Raw genomic sequence first — 19,858 nt, 5'->3', positions numbered from 1 at the left:
ATGAAATTCAGCACGGCTTTACTCTTTGTTTTTTTTACTGTGGCAACAGGTTTTGCGCAACTATCAAAAAACATTCCCGATGAGCGGATGCAGGAGATCTATGAAGAGGTGAAAACACCTTATAAATATGGGTTGGTGATGGTACCTGAGGATACAGACCATAAGATGGATTGCCCTACGGTTTTCAGGGAAGGGGATACCTGGTACATGACTTACCTGGTTTATAGCGGACGTGGTTACGAAACCTGGCTGGCCAGGAGCAAAGACCTGCTGAACTGGAAAAATATGGGCAGGCAGCTGTCATTTGGCGATGCCGGTAAATGGGACGACAACCAGAAAGCCGGGTATAATGCCCTTGTAAGTACGGTTTGGGCTGGCGATTATAAATTGGGCAGCTTTAAAGGCAAATACTGGATGTCGTATTTTGGCGGGAAGGAAAAAGGTTACGAAACGGAGCCTCTGGCCATAGGTATGGCCTATACCAGCAAAAAGCCCTGGATCGTCCATGAGTGGAACAGGCTGGAGCAACCTGTGCTTACTTCGGCAGACCCGGATGTACGCTGGTGGGAAAACCGCAATAAGCTTTTTAAGAGTACCGTGATTGAAGATAAGGGGCGGTTAACAGGACATCGTTTTGTGATGTATTACAATGCAGTAGGGGATTCGCTGTTGAACAACAAAAAAACACGCTGGTATGAACGGATCGGTATGGCGGTTTCTGATGATATGCTGAACTGGAAGCGTTTTAAAAAAGACCCTGTGGTACATCATCCGGTGGGTATTACAGGCGACGGGGTGATCCAGCGGATAAACGGTACCTGGGTGATGTTCTACTTTGGGGCTTTCTGGCAGGACAGGGCAGGTGCTTTTAACCGCTTTGCGGCGTCAGATGACCTGTTGAACTGGACCGACTGGAAAGGCGATAACCTGATCAGCTCTTCAGAATCTTACGATGAATTGTTTGCCCATAAGTCCTTTGTATTGAAACACAAAGGTGTTGTCTATCATTTTTATTGCGCGGTAAATAAAAAAGACCAGCGGGGGATTGCGGTGGCTACATCGAAGGACCTGGGAAAAAGTAAAGTTGAATTTGTTCCATTGAACATTAAATAAGTAAAAGATGTTATTAAGAAAGAACCTGGTTTTATTGATGCTGATGTTGATTATTGGTCATGCTGCTTACAGTTTGCCTCGTTTACGTCAGCCTTTTAACCAGGACTGGAAGTTTTTTTTAGGTGATGATGCCGCGGCAAAATCGCCGGGTTTTAACGATGCGGACTGGCGAAGGCTTACTTTGCCGCATGACTGGAGCATTGAAGGTAAATTTGATGAAAAGAACCCTGCAAAGCCAGAGGGCGGAGGTTTACCTACAGGTATTGCCTGGTACCGTAAGGCATTTACACTTCCGGTATCCATGCTTAAAAAGGACGTTTTCATCGAATTTGATGGGGTTTATAAAAACAGCGAGGTATGGATCAATGGCCATTTACTGGGCAAACGCCCCTATGGCTATATTTCGTTCCATTACGAACTGACAAAGTATTTAAAAGCGGGTAAAAATGTAGTGGCTGTCAGGGTAGACAATTCTGCCCAGCCTGATTCCCGCTGGTATTCAGGATCCGGCATTTATCGCAATGTATGGTTAACCGCAACCAGTAAAGTGGCCATAGACCATTGGGGGACTTTTTTAAGCACGCCATCGGTAAGCAAAACGAAGGCCGAGGTAAACCTTAACATACAGATCAGGAACCAAAATGGTTTTAAAGGTAGTGTCAGGGTACAGTCGCAGGTTTATGATGCCCAGGGCAAACTGGTGAGCTCCGCAAGTACGGATCGGGTACTGTTAACAGAAAAATTGACCGGGTTAACACAGGTTGTCAATATCAATAATCCAAAATTATGGTCTGTAGACCGGCCTGATTTATATAAGGTAATTACCCGGATTTTCATCAATAAAATGGTCTGTGACAGTTATGAAACCCCATTGGGCATTCGTTATTTTAATTTTGATGCCGCAAAAGGTTTCTCGCTGAATGGTGAATACATGAAAATATTAGGGGTCTGCCTGCACCATGACCTGGGTGCTTTAGGTGCTGCCATTAATATAAGGGCGATGGAACGTCAGCTCGAAATATTGAAAAACATGGGCTGCAATGCCATAAGAACTGCGCATAACCCGCCTGCACCGGAACTGCTTGACCTGTGTGATAAAATGGGTTTCCTGGTCATGGATGAGGCATTTGACATGTGGGCCAAAAAGAAGAACAAGCAGGATTATCATTTAAACTGGGAGGAGTGGCACGTCAGGGACCTGCAGGATATGGTAAAAAGGGACAGGAACCATCCATCGGTTATTTTATGGAGCATAGGCAATGAGATCAGGGAGCAATTTGACAGCACAGGGCTGGCCATGACAAAAGAACTCGTAAAACTGGTTAAAGACCTGGATACCACCCGCCCGGTATTATCGGCATTGACCGAAACCGATGCAAAGAAAAATTTTATTTACCAGGCTGATGCATTGGATATGTACGGACTGAATTATAACCATAAATTGTATAAGGATTTTGCAAAGAATTATCCCGGACAAAAATTACTGGCAACGGAAACCACCTCTTCTTTAGATACACGCGGATTTTACGAGATGCCATCCGACAGCATCAGGAGGTGGCCAAAAGATGGAAAAACCAAATTTACAGGGGGAAATGCTGAATTTGCGGCTTCTTCCTACGATAATGTATCTGCTTACTGGGGTTCAACACATGAAGAAACCTGGAAGGAAGCCAAAAAGTATGATCATGTTTCGGGTTTGTTCGTGTGGACCGGTTTCGACTATTTAGGTGAGCCATTGCCGTATCCATGGCCGGCAAGAAGTTCTTATTTCGGCATTGCAGACCTGGCCGGTTTCCCTAAAGATGCCTATTATATGTACCAAAGCGAATGGACCAGTAAGCCGGTGCTGCATGTGTTCCCGCACTGGAACTGGACACCTGGTAAAACTGTGGATGTATGGGCATATTATAACAATGCTGATGAGGTAGAGCTGTTCCTTAACGGAAAATCTTTAGGAACACGCAGCAAACAGGGGGATGATTTACATGTGGTATGGAAAGTTCAGTACGAACCGGGCACGCTAAAAGCCGTTTCAAGAAAGAATGGCAGGACAGTGCTGGTCAAAGAAATCCATACCGCGGGCAAACCTGCAAAAATTGAATTGGTTGCAGACCGCAGGGCAATTGCGGCCGACGGCAGTGACCTTTCTTTTGTAACGGTAAGCATACTGGATGATGAAGGCAATTTGGTGCCTGGTGCCGATAACCTGGTGAAATTCAAACTTGAAGGCGGAGGCAGAATTGCAGGAGTAGATAACGGGTTTCAGGCCAGTCTGGAGCCCTTTAAGGCAGATTATAGAAAAGCATACAGGGGGCTTTGCCTGGCTATAGTCCAGGCAGGAAATAAAGCAGGAAAGCTAAAACTGACGGCTGTATCTGCAGGATTAACATCAGCTGTGGTAGAGATCAGTGTGAAAAAAATAGATTGAACATTAAAATAAAGATAAGCGGAGAAGGTCATGACTGACAAGATTAATTTAAAAGGAATAACATGGAACCATAGCCGGGGCTTTACCCCAATGGTGGCTACAGCGCAGCGTTTTTCGGAGTTGAACCCCTCGGTAGAAATTACCTGGGAGAAAAGAAGTTTACAGCAATTTGCTGATTTTTCGATACAGGAACTGGCCGAAAGGTTTGACCTGTTGGTTATAGACCACCCATGGGCAGGCTTTGCGGCCAAAACCGGGTCAATTCTTCCTTTAGATCAGCACCTTTCTGCTGACTATTTAAAAGACCAGGAGATGAATTCAGTTGGTCATTCGTACGAAAGTTACAGTTATGATGGCCACCAGTGGGCCCTGCCAATTGATGCCGCAACACCAGTGGCAGCCAGCCGGCCCGATCTGCTGGAGCAACATGGCCTGCAATTGCCTGAAACCTTTGAAAACCTGTTGAGCCTGGCCGACAAAGGCCTGGTTGCTTTTGCAGCGATCCCTATAGATGTACTGATGAATTTTTATACTTTTTGCTGTTCACTGGGGGAAGACCCCTGTCAGCAGGAAGACCTGATCGTATCTAATGAAACGGGGATCACCGCGCTCAGGATGTACCGGGAACTGGCCGCCAAAATTCATCCTGCTAATTTTAACAGGAACCCGATACAGGTATATGAAGCCATGACCCTTACGGATGATATCGCTTATTGTCCCTTTGCCTATGGCTATTCCAATTATTCAAGAAAAGGATATGCACGCAAGCTGCTGCATTTTCATGACATGATCTCCTTAAATGGACAAACCAAGCTGCGGAGTACCCTGGGAGGCACAGGACTGGCCATATCATCCAAAGTTAAAAATATAGCGGAGGCTGTAAAATATGCGGCTTATGTAGCGTCAGCGGCCTGCCAGCAGACCGTTTTCTTCGGGAACGGCGGACAACCGGGACATTTAAGCGCCTGGAACGATGCGGAAGTGAACAGACGTTCGGCCGGTTTTTTTAGTGGCACCCTGCCCGCCCTTCAACGTGCATTTCTTCGCCCGCGTTATCATGGGCACATGTTTTTTCAGGATCATGCGGGTGATATCGTCCGCGATTACCTGATGCAGGGTGGTCCGGAGCCAAAGGTGCTGGAAAAGCTGAACAGTTTATATGTTGAATCGAGAAGCCTGCAATTGTCATGAAAAGACCGCTTGAAGGAATATTGGTATTGGAGTTCTGCCAGTTCCTGGCAGGCCCTTCTGCAGGATTAAAACTGGCAGATCTGGGCGCACGTGTGATTAAAATTGAACGGCCCCTAAAAGGTGATGCCTGCCGGCAGCTCGCCATTAAAAATCTTTTTTTGGAAGAAGATAGCCTGCTGTTTCATACCATTAACCGGAACAAAGAGTCTTACGCTGCTGATTTGAAGAACCCCGAAGACCTGAACCTATTGAGGAAGCTGATCGCGAGGGCAGATGTGATGACCCATAATTTCAGGCCCGGTGTAATGGAAAAAATAGGACTGGATCAGGTGTCTGTCAGGCAAATCAATCCAAAAATCATCTATGCCACTGTAACAGGATATGGGAACGAGGGGCCCTGGGCTGCAAAGCCCGGGCAGGACCTGCTGGTACAATCTGTTTCCGGCCTCAGCTACCTTTCAGGAAGCAGTGTAGATGGCCCTGTACCCTTTGGGCTGGCAGTTACCGATATCATGTGTGGCAACCACCTGGTGCAGGGTATTCTTGCTGCTTTGATTAAGCGTACGAAAACCGGTAAAAGCGTACTTGTTGAAGTCAGTCTGCTCGAATCGGCATTGGATGTACAGTTTGAGGTGCTGACTACTTATTTAAATGACGGTGGTCAATTGCCGCAAAGGAGTGCAGTCAACGGCAGTGCACATGCCTATTTAAGTGCACCCTATGGAACTTATCCGACTAAAGACGGCTACATTGCGCTTGCTATGGGCGATCTGAACAGGATCAGCAATATCATTGGCTGTGACATTTCAGGAGTTTACACAGATGCACATTCTTCTTTTGACAAAAGAGATGAACTGCTGCTGCTGCTGGGACAGACTTTCAGAACCAATACCAATGCGCATTGGCTGGCCCTGCTGGAACCGCATGACATCTGGTGTGCACCAGTACTGAATTACAAAGAAGCTACTGCACTGGAAGTATTTAAAAGTCAGCAGATCAAACAGGAGCTGGATCTGGGCGGTGGTAAGAAAATTTATACCACAAGCGCACCTTTTCAGATAGATGGCCAGAAACTTTGCTCGGCCAAACCAGCACCAAAAATTGGTGCTGACAACCAGAAGATTAATGAAGAATTTGATTTGAAATTTGTATGAAAGCGCTGGAGGATTATTTAGTTGTAGATTTTAGCCAGTTCCTGTCGGGTCCTTCGGCCAGCCTCAGACTGGCAGATATGGGGGCAAGGGTAATTAAAATAGAGCGTTTGGGCATAGGGGATATTTGCCGCACCCTTTATACTTCCGATGTGATCATGAACGGAGAATCGTCTGTGTTTCATGCCATCAACAGGAATAAGGAAAGTTTTGAAGTGGATTTAAAGGATCCGGAAGATTGTAAGATGGTACGTGAACTGCTGATGAAAGCAGATGTCATGATCCATAATTTCAGACCGGGTGTAATGGAGCGGCTGGGCTTTGATTATTTATCTGTAAAACAGATCAATAGCCAGATTGTTTATGCCGCATTGTCTGGTTATGGAGAGGACGGGAACGGAAAAGGAAAGCCCGGTCAGGATTTGCTGCTGCAGTCCGTAACCGGCTTAACCTGGCTTAGCGGAAATGCAGGTAGCGGTCCGGTAGCGATGGGCCTTTCTATTGTAGACATGCTGGCCGGTTCGCACCTGGCCCAGGCTATTCTGGCCTGTCTTTTCCGCAAAATAACCAGTGGCGAAGGTGCACTGGTGGAAGTCAGTATGATGGGGTCTGCGTACGACTTCCAGTTCGAAACCATCACCACCTTTATGAACGATGGCGAGGCGCTGCCTGAGCGTACAGCAAAGAACAATGCACACGCCTACTTGGGTGCCCCCTACGGAATTTACAGAACCAGCGATGGCTTTATTGCCCTGGCCATGGGCTCTATACCTGTACTGGCTGGTTTGCTGGATTGTGAAGCACTGAATGCCTATCCAATGCTATCTGAAGCCTATGATAAGCGCGATGAAATAAAAGCTGTGCTGGCCGCCCATCTGGAAACAGATACGACCAGAAAATGGCTTTCCATACTGGAGCCTGCAGACATCTGGTGTGCCGATGTGTTGAACTGGAAACAATTAATGGAACATGAAGGTTTTAAAGCCTTGAACATGATACAGGAAGTGGAAATGAACGACGGCTATACCTATCGCACAACCCGGTGCCCGATCCGTATCGATGGTGAACTGCTGGTTTCAGCTAAGGGCTCGCCCAAACTGGGGCAGGACAATGAACAGATCATTAATCAGTTTATTAATGTAAATTCGGATATCCATGAACAACGAGCCAATTAAAATAGCCGTCCGTAAATTCGGGCCTTTCGAATCTGCCATGCAAAAGGTGTGGGATAACTACTGTGCCTTTTCCGGCTGCACTTTAAAGGCTGAACTTGTGCCTCTGGACCTTCATGACCTGCATGAGGCTACGCTGCTGAACGATGGGTTGAAAAACGGAGAATGGGATGTGGCGCATATCAATACCGATTGGCTGCTCGAAGGAATTACTACTGGTGCTTTTGAAGATCTGAAACCCTATATCACAGCTAATCCCCCCTCAGCATTCCCGCTGGGATGGAGCAATTCATTATTGGCTTCCCAGCAGTTCGGCAACAGGATAGCGGGACTTCCTTTTCATGACGGACCGGAGTGCCTTATCTATAGAAAAGACCTGTTTGATGACGTTGTTGAACAACAACGCTATCTTGAACAGTATGGGAAAGCTTTAAGCGTCCCTAGAACCTGGAGCGATTTTGTGCAGGTAGCCCGTTTCTTTAACCGCCCCGAACAAAACCTTTACGGAACCGTATTTGCCTGTTACCCGGATGGACACAATACGGTCTTTGATTTTTGCCTGCAGTTATGGAGCAGGGGCGGGACACTGGTGGATCTGAACGGGAAGATCAATGTCAACACCCCCGAAGCGGTTGAGGGACTTGATTTTTACAGGCAGATGGTTAAGGATAAAACTGCTGTCCATCCTGGCGCTGTTAACTACGACTCTGTACAGGCAGGTGCAGCTTTTGCGAGGGGAGAGGTGGCCATGATGATCAACTGGTTTGGTTTTGCCGCTGTTTGTGAAGTAGACCAGGCTTCAACTGTAAAAGGAAAGGTGGATGTGGCCCTGCTGCCCGCTTCGGAAGGATGTAAACCTCCATCTTTAAATGTTTACTGGCTTTATACCATTGGATCGGGCAGTATATATAAACAGGTTGCCTATGATTTTATCCGCTTTGCGGTAAATGAAAGCAATGATAAATTACTTACACTGGAAGGTGGGATTGGCTGCCGTATTTCTACCTGGAAAGACCCGGAAATAAACCAGGTAGTACCTTACTACCATAAACTGGAACAACTGCACGAAACTGCACACACCCTTCCGCAGAAAAGCAATTGGGCAGCTATTGCGGCCGAAATTGACAGAATGGTGCTAAAGGCCATAAATACAGATCAATCTGCACAGGAAATTACAGCAACTGCACAGAACAACTTGAATTCAATTGATGCATAACACATGATAAGCATACCCTATAAACCCCAGCTACCCAATACCATTCAGCCCATCATCATTATAGGTGCAGGGGGCATTGTAGCTGATGCCCATCTTCCGGCCTATAAAAAGGCAGGCTTTAAGGTTCATGGAATTGTGAACCGGACAAGGGAAAGGGCAGAAAAACTGGCGGCAACATTCCAGATCCCCAATGTATATGGCTCGGTAGCCGAAGCAGTAGCACAGGCACCCGAAAATGTAGTGTATGATCTGACCATAATGCCCGAACAGTACCTGGAAGTGCTCGGACAGTTGCCCGATGGGGCAGCCGTATTGATCCAGAAACCAATGGGAGATGATTTTGGGCAGGCCAAAGAGATCGTGCAACTTTGCAGACAGAAAAAACTGCTTGCCGCCATCAATTTCCAATTGCGCTTTGCACCCTTTGTGAGTGCTGCACGGTATATGGTTGAGCAGGGCCTGATTGGCGACCTCTACGATATAGAGGTGAGGGTAACCATTAAAACACCATGGGAGATATTCCCGCACGTGATCGTGCACCCACGCCTGGAAATCCAGTACCATAGCATCCATTACATTGATATGGTCCGCTCTTTTTTGGGAGAACCTGAAAGTGTATTGGCCAAAACCCTGAAACATCCGGCCAAAGCATTGTCCTCTTCGCGCTCTACCATATTGTTTGACTACGGCGATACCCTGCATGCAGTGATCAACACGAACCACGACCATGATTTTGGGCCGCATAACCAGGAAAGTTTTATCAAATGGGAAGGTACAAAAGGAGCCATAAAAGCGAAAATGGGTTTGCTGATGGACTATCCGCATGGAGTACCCGATGTATTTGAGTATTGCCTTGTGGAAGAAGGTAAAGCGCCGGAATGGAAGGTTCTGGAACTGGAGGGTTCCTGGTTTCCTGAAGCATTTATAGGGACGATGTCCAGCCTTATGTGTTATAAAGAAGGCTCTTCAGCCATATTGCATACAAGCGTGGAAGATGTGGTTAAAACAATGGCTGTGGTAGAAAGCGCTTATCTGTCTAGCGACAGGGGTGGCGTAAGACCCGCTGAACAACTGAACAACAATTAAAAATTAAAACAATGTATTTCAGATCGATATTTTTTGAGGATTACCTGCTGGAGGAAAAGAGGATAACACTGGGACGGACCATCACGGAAACAGATTTCGTAGTCCATGCAGGCCATACAGGCGATTTTTTTCCGCACCATATGGATGAAGAATGGTGTAAAACGCAACCTTTTAAACACCGCATCGCCCATGGTACCATGGTGTTTAGCATTGGCATAGGGCTTACCGCCTCTGAAATCAATCCCGAGGCTTTTTCCAAGGGTTATGATCGACTGCGTTTTGTGAAGCCGGTTTTCATTGGTGATACCATCCATTCAGAGGTTACGATTTCTGAAAAGGCTGAGGCCAAAAAACCTGAGTATGGAACAGTAACCGAGCATGTTGAGATCAAGAACCAGCACGGGGAAGTAGTGCTGGTATGTGACCACCTGCTGCTGGTAAAAAAGAAATAGCATTAACCTAAAACCAAAAACATGAACCACACCACACAGCCTGAAGTAATTGCCGATGCTGGTCCTGCCGCAGGTAAAAAATACCTGGTGCCATTTATTTTTGTGATCAGCCTGTTCTTTTTATGGGGAATGGCGCATAACCTGGACTCCAGTTTGATCCCACACTTAAAAAAGGCCTGTAACCTGAGCAATACCCAGTCCATGCTGATTGATACCTCGGTTTTCCTGGCCTATTTTTTAATGGCGATACCTGCTGGTATGATCCTTAAAAGATGGGGCTACAAGGCCAGCATGATTGCAGGCCTGCTGGTGTTCGCCAGCGGTGCATTTTTATTTGTGCCAGCGGCCAATCAGCTGTCGTACATCACTTTTTTAATTGCACTGTTCATTATTGGCTGCGGTTTGACCATTCTGGAAACTACAGCAAATCCCTATGCTGCTGTTCTGGGCGATCCGGCAAAAGCAACAAGCCGGCTAAATCTGGCTGCCTCATTTAATGGCCTTGCGGCAATGGTTGCAGGTTACATTGGTACCCGTTTTATTTTGTCTGGTAAATCTTATACCAAGGCAGAACTGGCTGCCATGACCGAAATCAACCGGAATGCCTATTTTATGGAAGAGGCTTCCTCTGTGAAAATGCCTTATATTATTCTGGGCAGTATTTTAGTGCTCATCGCTGTAATCTTTTGTTTCGTCCGTTTTCCTGAAATCAAAACCAAAAGTATAGACGGCGAGGCGAAGGGGAGCTTTCTGGGCGCATTGAGGCACAAACATTTGAAATGGGCCGTAGTAGCACAGTTCTTTTACGTTGGGGCGCAGGTATGTGTAACCAGTTCCTTTATCCGTGCTGCCCAGCAGGGTGCAGGTTTCACTGAAGCAACTGCAGGTGGTTATTTGATTGCTTATGGCTTCCTGTTTACGGTAGGCCGCTTTGCCGGAACTGCATTGCTGCAGTTTATTTCTTCTCAAAAGTTACTTTCCCTGTATGCCGTCATTTGCATCCTTCTATGTCTGGTTGCCGTTTTGGGAACCGGTGCATATGTGGTTTATGCTTTGGGCGGATTGGGCTTTTTCATGTCGATTATGTTTCCCACCATTTTTGCGCTGGGCATTGAGGGCATTGGGGATGACACTAAACCAGGCTCATCATGGCTCATCATGTCTATTGTTGGTGGTGCCATTGTACCGGTTTGTATGGGTGCATTAATAGATCATTATAACGATCATGTTCAGCTGGGCTATGCCATCCCGCTGTTATGCTTTGTTGTCATTTTATATTTTGGTTTAAAAGGTTATAAAATAGCTGCTAAATAGTTATGAGGGGGATGTCTGCAAAGATCGTATCATTTGCTTTGCTGTTTTGTTTCTGTTTTGCGAAAATTACAGTTGCCCAGCAAAACGAAACAACAAGGCCCTGGGTGCTGTGGTACTGGATGCAGGCAGGGGTTTCAAAGGCCGGAATTACCGCCGATCTGGAAGCAATGAAAACTGCTGGTTTGGGGGGAGCCTATATTGCCTGCATTAAAGGCGCAGCCAATCCGCCAGTATTTACACCGGTAGCACAGCAGCTTAGCCCGCAGTGGTGGGATATGATAAAGTTTGCTGTAACTGAAGCAGGGCGTTTGAACTTAAAGCTTGGTTTGCATGTAAGCGATGGTTTCGCACTGGCTGGAGGGCCATGGATCACACCTGAGCTTTCCATGCAAAAGGTAGTGGCCACACAGCTGAATATTAAAGGCGGGACTAAAGTTAAACTGAAGTTACAGCAACCGGAAACTTTAGAGAATTATTATAAAGACATTGCAGTTTATGCCTGGCCATCAACTGAAGGTACGGGCGTAACAACGCAAACTATAGTCCCTGAAATTACAACGAGTACCGGTGCCGATGGAAGCGGACTGGTAAAACCAGGCAATACCAAAAACTTTGGCAGCAATGAGCCCTGCTGGATCCAGTATGCTTTTAAGGAGCCTTTTACCTGCCGTACTGTAACCATCCGTACAGGTGGAAACAATTACCAGGCGCAGCGACTGGAAGTACAGGTAAGTAATGATGGAAAAACTTTTCGTTCTGCTGCCCGCCTGCAGCCCCCACGCCATGGCTGGCAGGATACTGATGCAGATGTAACTCATGCAATTCCGGCGGTTACTGCAAAGTATTACCGTTTTGTTTATGATAAAAGCGGATCTGAACCTGGTTCGGAAGACCTTGATGCCGCCAAATGGAAGCCATCTTTAAAGCTGCGTGGTCTGGAACTTTCGGCCGAACCAAAGATCAACCAGTTTGAGGGCAAAGCTGGGGCCGTTTGGAGAGTAAGCAAGCGTACAACAAAGGAAATGCTGGACGATAAATCCTATGTCCCTTTAAACCGGATGGTTAATCTGAGCGATAAACTTAAAGCCGATGGAACGCTGGACTGGGCAGCGCCACCGGGCAACTGGACCATACTGAGGATGGGCCATACTTCAACCGGGCATAAAAATGCTACGGGCGGTGGGGGTATGGGACTGGAATGCGATAAATTTAACCCTGCTGCGGTTAAACTACAATTTGATAGCTGGTATGGGGAAGCGCTGAAAAAAGTTGGGCCTGAACTTGCTAAAAAAGTGCTGAATTATTTTTATGTCGACAGCTGGGAGTGCGGCAGCCAGAACTGGTCGTACTTATTTGCTGCTGAATTTAAGCAGCGACGCGGATATGATCTTATGCCTTATTTACCGGCTATGCTGGGCATACCGCTACAAAACAGTGAAGTTACTGAAGGCTTTTTATATGATGTCAGACAAACCATTGCTGAATTGGTAGCAGATCAGTTTTATGTTACCCTGGCTGCGCTGGCCAAGGAAAAGGGCGTAAATTTTGCCGCTGAAAATGTTGCGCCAACCATGCTGAGCGATGGTTTGCTGCACTTCAAAAATGTTGATGTACCCATGGGAGAGTTCTGGCTCAACAGCCCAACACACGACAAGCCAAACGACATGCTGGATGCCATTTCGGGCGCACATATTTATGGAAAGAATATCATTCAGGCCGAAGCATTTACCACACTGCGGATGGACTGGAACGAGCATCCGGCCAATATGAAGACATTGCTGGACCGGAACTATGCCCTTGGCATCAATAAAATGGTGTACCATGTGTTTACACTTAACCCATGGACAGACCGCAAGCCAGGCATGACCCTGGATGGGATAGGCCTTTACTTCCAGCGTGATCAAACCTGGTGGAAACCAGGCAAGGCATGGGTGGCCTATGCTGAGCGCTGCCAGGAGCTATTGCAGCAAGGTAAGCCAGTGGCTGATATCGCTGTATTTACCGGTGATGAACTGCCAAGGCGGTCAGTTTTGCCAGAAAGGCTGGTAAATGCATTGCCCGGGCTGTTTGGAAAAGATGTTGTGGAGGCTGAAGCCAGAAGATTGTCCAATACCGGTGAACCTGTACGCCAGAAACCGGTTGGTGTAACACATTCGGCAAATATGGCCGACGCGGAGGACTGGATAAACCCGTTAAGGGGCTATGCTTACGACTCATTTAATCCGGACGCCTTGTATACTGCGGTTGTTAAAAATGGAAAAGTAGTATTTGAAAGCGGTGCTACTTATAGTGTACTGGTTGTTCCTGGTAAAATGGCCTTGAACCCAAATTACGAATATGTCAATTTTGAAACCGTAAAGAAATTGCTTGAACTGGTTAAAGCAGGGGCCAAAGTGCTGCTGAACGAAAAGCCGCTTTACCAGCCGGGTTTAAAACAGGCCCCCGGGTTTAAAAAAATTGTTGATGAACTGTGGAGCGGTGGAAATATTGGTGCCGGACAGGTGGTCATTGGGCCGTATCAGCAGGAGACTTTAGATCCATTGGGTGTAACACAGGACCTGATCATAAAAGAACACACCGGCAGCTACGCAAAAAAGATGACTTATACCCATCGCACTGCACCCGATAAAGAAATTTATTTTATTGCCAATCAGGAAAATAAGGAAAGGATATTGCAGTTTTCATTCAGGACGTCGGGAAAAATTCCTGTGTTGTACGATGCGGTAAACGACCAAAGCAATCCGGTAAAGAACTGGAAAGCAGAAAATAACCGTACGGTGTTTTCGCTTAAGCTGGCAGCCAATGCCTCAGTTTTTGTCCTGTTCAAAGATAATGTCAGTGCAAAAGAGGTATATACTGGTAACAACTGGCCGGAATTGCATCAGCTGAGTACGATAAACGCGGCATGGAAGGTTGCTTTTGACCCCGCTTATGGTGGTCCTGCAAAACCCGTTGTATTCAAAGCGTTGAGCGACTGGAGCAAACATCCGGATAGCCTGATCAGGTATTATTCCGGGACAGCTGTTTATACCAGCAATTTTAAAATTAAAAAGGAGGCCGGACAAGCGTACTTTCTTGATCTGGGCAACGTAGGTTGTATAGCAGAGGTAAAAATGAACGGAATTTCCTGCGGGGTGACCTGGACAAGCCCCTACAGGGTAAACATTACTGCCGCTTTGCGCAGCGGAAACAACCAGTTGCGTATTGAAGTAACCAATACCTGGGCCAACAGGCTGATGGGCGACCAGCACCTCCCTGAAAACAAAAGGATCACCAAAACAACGGCCACATTGCGGCTGGAGGGTAAACCTTTGAATGAGGCTGGTTTGCTTGGTCCGGTACGTGTGTTTAAGACATTGGAAAATTAAAAAAGAAAAAGATGATCAATCTGCAAAAAGTAATTGTTTTAGGATTTTGTTTTATCCTGTATGTGGGGTTCAGTAAAGCCCAGGATAAAAGCCTGGTAAATACCTCTCAAAGCAAGTATGTTAAGCTGCGCAGTCTGAATATGAGCGATGTGAGCTGGACCAAAGGTTTCTGGGCAGACCGGTTTAAAGTAGCCCGCGAAACGATGGTGCCTAACATGTGGGCCATTTATAATGATGCAAACATCAGCCATGCTTTCAAAAACTTTGAAATAGCCGCGGGTTTGGATACAGGATCACATAAAGGCCCCTCTTTTCATGATGGCGATTATTACAAAACTTTGGAAGCGGTGGCCAGTCTTTATGCTTCAACACCTGATCCGAAATTAAACGAAATGATGGATAAGGCCATTGCTGTGATTGCCCGCTCACAGCGTGACGATGGTTATATATACACCAAGGCCATGATTGAGCAGCGGAAAACAGGCTCCAAGAACCAGTTTCAGGACCGCCTGAGTTTTGAAGCCTATAACATTGGCCACCTGATGACTGCTGCCTGTGTGCATTACCGTGCAACCGGTAAGGTTTCGCTCCTCAATGTGGCTAAAAAGGCAACAGAATATCTGTACAACTTCTACAAAAAAGCTTCTCCCGCTCTGGCCAGGAACGCCATTTGTCCTTCGCATTATATGGGGGTAATTGAAATGTACCGGACCACCAGGGACCCGCGTTACCTGGAGCTGGCCAGACACCTGATTGCCATCAAAGGAAAAATAGAGGATGGTACAGATGATAACCAGGACAGGATTCCTTTTTTGCAGCAAACGAAAGCAATGGGCCATGCGGTAAGGGCCAATTACCTGTATGCAGGTGTAGCCGATCTGTATGCTGAAACCGGTAACGATTCTTTAATACGTACCCTTAATCTGATGTGGGAGGATGTAAACCAGCATAAAATGTATGTAACCGGCGGCTGCGGTTCTTTGTATGATGGCACTTCGCCAGACGGCACCTCTTATAACCCTGCTGAGGTGCAGAAGATCCATCAGGCTTTTGGCCGGGATTACCAGCTGCCTAATTTTACGGCACACAATGAAACCTGTGCCAATATTGGCAATGTACTCTGGAACTGGCGCATGCTGCAGATTACAGGTGATGCAAAGTATGCAGATGTGATGGAACTGGCCCTGCACAATAGTGTATTGTCTGGTATCAGCCTGGACGGGAAGAAATTTCTGTATACCAATCCGCTGAGTTATTCGGATGACCTGCCCTTTAAACAGCGCTGGTCCAAAGACCGTGTTCCATACATCGGTTTGTCCAATTGTTGTCCGCCAAACGTAGTACGCACAATTGCCGAGGTCAGCGATTATGCTTACAGCATTTCAGCTAAGGGTTTATGGTTTAATTTATACGGCGGAAATAACATCAACACCACTTTGGAAGACGGATCAAAACTGAGCCTGAGCCAGGAAACCAATTATCCCTGGGATGGAAACATCAGGATCATTGTAAAATCTGCTGGCGACAAGCCTTTCGCTATGTTTTTCCGGATACCGGGCTGGGCAACAAAGGGGGTGTTAAAGCTGAACGGAAAGGAAGCGGCTATTGCCATTACTCCGGGTACTTATGCTGAGCTGAACAGAAAATGGAAGGCTGGAGACCAGGTAGAGCTGATACTGCCAATGGAGGCACAATTGATAGAGGCCAATCCCCTGGTTGAAGAGAACAGAAACCAGGTTGCTGTGAAACGTGGCCCGGTTGTTTACTGCCTGGAATCCCCGGATATGCCTGGTAAAAGGATTTTTAATGTGTGTCTGCCTTCCGGCATAGAGCTGAAGGCCACTCCTATAAAAATTGATGGGGCAGATATGATGAGCCTGGAAGGCAATGCTACCTGGATTGAGCAAAAAAACTGGAAAAATGTATTGTACAGACCGGTTACGGAGGCCAAAACTACCGTTCCTGTAAAACTGGTACCTTATTTTGCCTGGGGCAACCGCGGGCATTCGGAAATGTCGGTTTGGCTACCGTTCAGCAGATAACAACAAGACTATGGAAAGAATAACTGCAAAATATTACATAGAAACACCACTGGATCTGGAGAAGTCGGCCGCCGTACTTGCAGGTGAGCAGTCTTCGGGCACCTTTATTGCCGTGCCGGGCGAAACCGAAGAATTGAAGCAGCGCTTTGCAGCCAGGGTAGAAAAGATCACGGTTTTAGATACTGCCGATGAACCGGCTATACCTGGTGTGCTTGTCTCTGGTGGAAAGTACCAACGGGCGATGATCGAAGTTTCCTGGTCGATTGAGAATTTTGGCTACAACCTGCCGGTGATGGTTTCTACCCTGCAGGGCAATTTGTATGAGCTGACCCAGTTTACCGGCCTTAAATTAATGGATATTGAACTGCCACCTTCATTTGCAACTGCTTTCAGGGGGCCGGTATTTGGAATTGAAGGTTGCAGGAAACTAACCGGTGTTTACGACAGGCCGCTGATAGGGACCATTATTAAACCCAGCATAGGCATGAGTCCGGAGCAAACCGCCGAACTGGTAGGTACACTGGCAGCTGCAGGTATAGACTTTATCAAAGACGATGAACTGCTGGGCTCATCGGCCAACTCAGCTTTTGACAAAAGGGTGGATGCAGTTATGGAAGTGATCAACAGGCAGGCCGACCGCAGTGGAAAGAAAGTAATGTACGCTTTTAACATCAGCGATGATATAGACCAGATGCAGCATAACTACGAAAAGATTGTCAACACCGGTGGAACATCCGCAATGATCAGCTTAAACAGTGTGGGGCTCTCCGGAGTAAAAAAAATAGCCGATATGGGTGCGCTCGCTATTCACGGACACCGTAATGGATGGGGGATGTTAAACAGGCACCCTTTGCTTGGAATCGAGTTTCCGGCTTATCAGCAGCTCTGGCGCCTGGCAGGAGTAGACCAGATCCATGTAAATGGCATTCAGAATAAGTTCTGGGAATCTGACGATTCTGTGGTGCGCTCAATAGAGGCTTGTTACAGGCCTATGTTTGGTGGCTATTCGGTATTGCCGGTGGTCTCGTCCGGACAATGGGGCGGGCAGGCACCGGAAACTTATCGCCGCATTCAATCTGTAGATCTTTTATACATGGCAGGAGGAGGGATTATGGCCCATCCCGATGGCCCGGCCGGGGGAGTAATTGCCATGCAGCAAGCATGGCAGGCAGCAGTAGATGGACTGTCGATAGCTGAAGCTGCAGTAAAATACCCTGAATTTGGACATTCTGTAACCGTATTTGGCAAAAAATAATAGAAGCAATGGACAATAGCCGTTTACTAATGGCCTTTTATGGCGATGATTTCACAGGATCTACCGATGCACTGGAATTTCTGGGGCGCTCCGGCATCAAAACTGTGCTGTTTATTGCTGCCCCATCGGAGGAACAGCTGCAGCGTTATCCGCAATTGCAGGCTATCGGTATCGCCGGAACGGGGAGGACCATGTCGCCCGCTGAAATGGACGAACAGCTCACACCCGTATTTACTGCCCTGGCCCTGTTAAATCCACGACATGTTCATTACAAAGTCTGCTCTACCTTTGATTCTTCCCCTTCCATAGGAAGCATTGGTAAAGCCATCGATATTGGCGCAGAGGTATTCCAGACTGGAGTTGTACCTTTACTGGTTGCTGCCCCGGCATTGGGCCGTTATTGCCTGTTTGGCAACCTGTTTGCCCGCATGGGAATTGGCAGCGAAGGTGGGATTTACCGTCTTGACCGGCACCCTTCGATGCGCAATCACCCGGTGACGCCTGCTGATGAAAGTGACCTTCGTCTGCATCTGGGCAGGCAAACCGACAAAAAAATAGGTCTTTTCGATATCCTTGAGCTGCGCCGGTATCAGGAACAGGCTCAAAAACCACATCTTGAAACGCAGGAAGTGCTGCTTTTTGATGCGCTTGAGCAGGAAGACCTGAAAAGTATCGGTGCAATTATAGATGGCATGACTGTGGCAGAAAAACCGTTGTTCTCTGCAGGATCTTCCGGCATTGAAATGGCCCTTGGTGCACATTGGCGGGAAAGGGGAATGTTAAATCACCAGGTATCCTGGCAGCAGCCAGACAAATCAGGCCCCCTGCTCGTGGTATCGGGCAGCTGCTCATCGGTAACTGCAGCGCAGATTGCCTATGCGCTTAAAAACGGATTCACCGGAATCGGCATAGATACAGCGGCTTTGGCCGCCGAAGCTCCGGCCGGAGGCTTTAGCACAAATGCCGGTTTTATTCATACTGCGGCATTAAAATATGCAGCACAGGCCTCGGCACTAATCGCTGATGGGATAGATGTGCTGCTGCATACCAGCCTGGGTATGGACGATCCCAGGGTTGCCGCAACTGATGGACTATTTGACGAAAAAGGATTTGGAAAAGCAGAGACCGCACAACTCTATGGCACTTTATTGGGAATGATAGCGCGTTTTACTGCTGGACAGGTGCCCATTCAGCGCATCATTGTGGCCGGGGGCGATACCTCCAGCTATGCTGCCAGGGCAATGGGTATTGAAGCGGTGGAAATGATTGCCCCACTTAGTCCCGGCGCCCCGCTTTGCCGGGCATATGCACCAGGTTCAACAGTAGACGGCCTGCAGGTGGTATTCAAAGGTGGCCAGGTAGGAAAGGAAGATTTTTTTAAATGAAACAGATATAACCTAAAAATATGAAAACTAAAACACTTGGACTTGTCCATACCTCAGCTACACTGGTTCCTGTTTTTCAGCAGCTATGCAGCCAATATTTACCTGATGTCAATGTGTTTAATATTGTTGACGACAGTCTGATTAAGGACGTGATCAGGCGCAATGAACTGACAGCGCTTACAGCCAGAAGAGTAGTGGACCATGTAGGCTCGGCAGCCGATGCGGGTGCAGATTTTATCCTGGTTACCTGCTCCTCAATTGGCGCTGCCGTTGAGGCTGCGGCCGGGTTAACCGCTGTACCTGTGTTAAGGGTAGACCAGCCCATGGCTGATCTGGCAGTGAAAACAGGGAAAAAAATTGGTGTGATTGCTACCTTACCTACCACACTCGGACCTACCAGTGATCTGGTAAGACGGCGCGCTGCAATTGCGGGAAAGGAAATTGAACTCCGCTCAAAACTTTGTGAAGGTGCGTTTGAGGCGCTTATGGGGGGCAACCCAGAAAAACACGATGAAATGGTGGCAAAGGCATTGATGGAATTGTCTGCGGAGGTAGATGTGATTGTCCTGGCCCAGGCATCTATGTCGCGGGTGGTAGATGGCCTGCCGGAGTCAGCCAGGCGCATCCCCATCTTAGCCAGCCCGGTACTGGCCATCCAGCACCTTGCAGACTTGTTTAAATAGGA

The 19,858-nt window shown here is 47.3% G+C and carries 14 protein-coding genes; all 14 read left to right on the top strand.

All coding sequences use genetic code 11. From position 1 onward, the window contains the following. Genes B9A91_RS00640 through B9A91_RS00575 form a run of 14 tightly spaced genes read left to right on the top strand, consistent with a single transcriptional unit; the run spans nt 1 to nt 19,856 of the window. A complete protein-coding gene (locus B9A91_RS00640) occupies nt 1-1,113 on the top strand; it encodes a glycoside hydrolase family protein (protein ID WP_084236419.1) in 1,113 nt (370 codons plus the stop codon). A gap of 7 nt (nt 1,114-1,120) precedes the next feature. Beyond that, entirely contained in the window at nt 1,121-3,541 is a 2,421-nt protein-coding gene (galB, locus tag B9A91_RS00635) for a beta-galactosidase GalB (RefSeq protein ID WP_084236417.1), read from the top strand. A gap of 30 nt (nt 3,542-3,571) precedes the next feature. Then, a complete protein-coding gene (locus B9A91_RS00630) occupies nt 3,572-4,732 on the top strand; it encodes an ABC transporter substrate-binding protein (RefSeq protein ID WP_084236415.1) in 1,161 nt (386 codons plus the stop codon). Next, a complete protein-coding gene (locus B9A91_RS00625) occupies nt 4,729-5,886 on the top strand; it encodes a CaiB/BaiF CoA transferase family protein (protein WP_084236413.1) in 1,158 nt (385 codons plus the stop codon). Before B9A91_RS00630 ends, B9A91_RS00625 begins: the two co-directional genes overlap by 4 nt. After that, nucleotides 5,883-7,058, top strand: coding sequence for a CaiB/BaiF CoA transferase family protein (locus B9A91_RS00620; protein ID WP_084236411.1), 1,176 nt, complete (start codon nt 5,883-5,885; stop codon nt 7,056-7,058). The genes B9A91_RS00625 and B9A91_RS00620 overlap by 4 nt, the downstream gene beginning before the upstream one ends. Further along, on the top strand, nt 7,039-8,271 hold the full coding sequence (locus B9A91_RS00615; protein ID WP_084236409.1) for an extracellular solute-binding protein: 1,233 nt from the start codon (nt 7,039-7,041) through the stop codon (nt 8,269-8,271). The genes B9A91_RS00620 and B9A91_RS00615 overlap by 20 nt, the downstream gene beginning before the upstream one ends. Nucleotides 8,272-8,274: 3 nt before the next feature. Then, on the top strand, nt 8,275-9,357 hold the full coding sequence (locus tag B9A91_RS00610; RefSeq protein WP_235012341.1) for a Gfo/Idh/MocA family protein: 1,083 nt from the start codon (nt 8,275-8,277) through the stop codon (nt 9,355-9,357). 11 nt (nt 9,358-9,368) lie between these two features. Further along, the gene (locus B9A91_RS00605) at nt 9,369-9,809 is read left to right on the top strand and encodes a MaoC/PaaZ C-terminal domain-containing protein (RefSeq protein WP_084236407.1); all 441 of its coding nucleotides are present in this window, start codon (nt 9,369-9,371) and stop codon (nt 9,807-9,809) included. Nucleotides 9,810-9,830: 21 nt separating this feature from the next. Next, a complete protein-coding gene (fucP, locus tag B9A91_RS00600; protein ID WP_084236405.1) occupies nt 9,831-11,123 on the top strand; it encodes an L-fucose:H+ symporter permease in 1,293 nt (430 codons plus the stop codon). An 11-nt stretch (nt 11,124-11,134) separates the two neighbouring features. Further along, a complete protein-coding gene (locus B9A91_RS00595; RefSeq protein ID WP_235012336.1) occupies nt 11,135-14,491 on the top strand; it encodes a glycosyl hydrolase in 3,357 nt (1,118 codons plus the stop codon). A gap of 11 nt (nt 14,492-14,502) precedes the next feature. Beyond that, nucleotides 14,503-16,533, top strand: a complete 2,031-nt coding sequence (locus B9A91_RS00590) for an aceric acid hydrolase (RefSeq protein WP_084236401.1) — start codon at nt 14,503-14,505, stop codon at nt 16,531-16,533. Between the two features lie 10 nt (nt 16,534-16,543). Continuing rightward, nucleotides 16,544-17,788, top strand: coding sequence for a ribulose-bisphosphate carboxylase large subunit family protein (locus B9A91_RS00585; protein ID WP_084236399.1), 1,245 nt, complete (start codon nt 16,544-16,546; stop codon nt 17,786-17,788). A gap of 8 nt (nt 17,789-17,796) precedes the next feature. Further along, a complete protein-coding gene (locus B9A91_RS00580; RefSeq protein WP_235012332.1) occupies nt 17,797-19,173 on the top strand; it encodes a four-carbon acid sugar kinase family protein in 1,377 nt (458 codons plus the stop codon). Between the two features lie 20 nt (nt 19,174-19,193). Continuing rightward, entirely contained in the window at nt 19,194-19,856 is a 663-nt protein-coding gene (locus B9A91_RS00575) for an aspartate/glutamate racemase family protein (protein ID WP_084236395.1), read from the top strand. Nucleotides 19,857-19,858 lie beyond the last annotated feature (2 nt).

It is taken from the genome of Pedobacter africanus, assembly GCF_900176535.1.
Classification (GTDB): domain Bacteria; phylum Bacteroidota; class Bacteroidia; order Sphingobacteriales; family Sphingobacteriaceae; genus Pedobacter; species Pedobacter africanus.
The sequence above is the reverse complement of the archived record's forward strand: the minus strand, read 5'-3'. Positions and strand labels throughout refer to the sequence as shown.

Coding starts and splice junctions, on each gene's coding strand:
- B9A91_RS00585 (WP_084236399.1), top strand. CDS start 16,544: ATGGAAAGAATAACTGCAAAATATTACATAGAAACACCACTGGATCTG.
- B9A91_RS00640 (WP_084236419.1), top strand. CDS start 1: ATGAAATTCAGCACGGCTTTACTCTTTGTTTTTTTTACTGTGGCAACA.
- B9A91_RS00590 (WP_084236401.1), top strand. CDS start 14,503: ATGATCAATCTGCAAAAAGTAATTGTTTTAGGATTTTGTTTTATCCTG.
- B9A91_RS00595 (WP_235012336.1), top strand. CDS start 11,135: ATGTCTGCAAAGATCGTATCATTTGCTTTGCTGTTTTGTTTCTGTTTT.
- B9A91_RS00630 (WP_084236415.1), top strand. CDS start 3,572: ATGACTGACAAGATTAATTTAAAAGGAATAACATGGAACCATAGCCGG.
- B9A91_RS00620 (WP_084236411.1), top strand. CDS start 5,883: ATGAAAGCGCTGGAGGATTATTTAGTTGTAGATTTTAGCCAGTTCCTG.
- B9A91_RS00580 (WP_235012332.1), top strand. CDS start 17,797: ATGGACAATAGCCGTTTACTAATGGCCTTTTATGGCGATGATTTCACA.
- fucP (WP_084236405.1), top strand. CDS start 9,831: ATGAACCACACCACACAGCCTGAAGTAATTGCCGATGCTGGTCCTGCC.
- B9A91_RS00605 (WP_084236407.1), top strand. CDS start 9,369: ATGTATTTCAGATCGATATTTTTTGAGGATTACCTGCTGGAGGAAAAG.
- B9A91_RS00575 (WP_084236395.1), top strand. CDS start 19,194: ATGAAAACTAAAACACTTGGACTTGTCCATACCTCAGCTACACTGGTT.
- galB (WP_084236417.1), top strand. CDS start 1,121: ATGTTATTAAGAAAGAACCTGGTTTTATTGATGCTGATGTTGATTATT.
- B9A91_RS00610 (WP_235012341.1), top strand. CDS start 8,275: ATGATAAGCATACCCTATAAACCCCAGCTACCCAATACCATTCAGCCC.
- B9A91_RS00625 (WP_084236413.1), top strand. CDS start 4,729: ATGAAAAGACCGCTTGAAGGAATATTGGTATTGGAGTTCTGCCAGTTC.
- B9A91_RS00615 (WP_084236409.1), top strand. CDS start 7,039: ATGAACAACGAGCCAATTAAAATAGCCGTCCGTAAATTCGGGCCTTTC.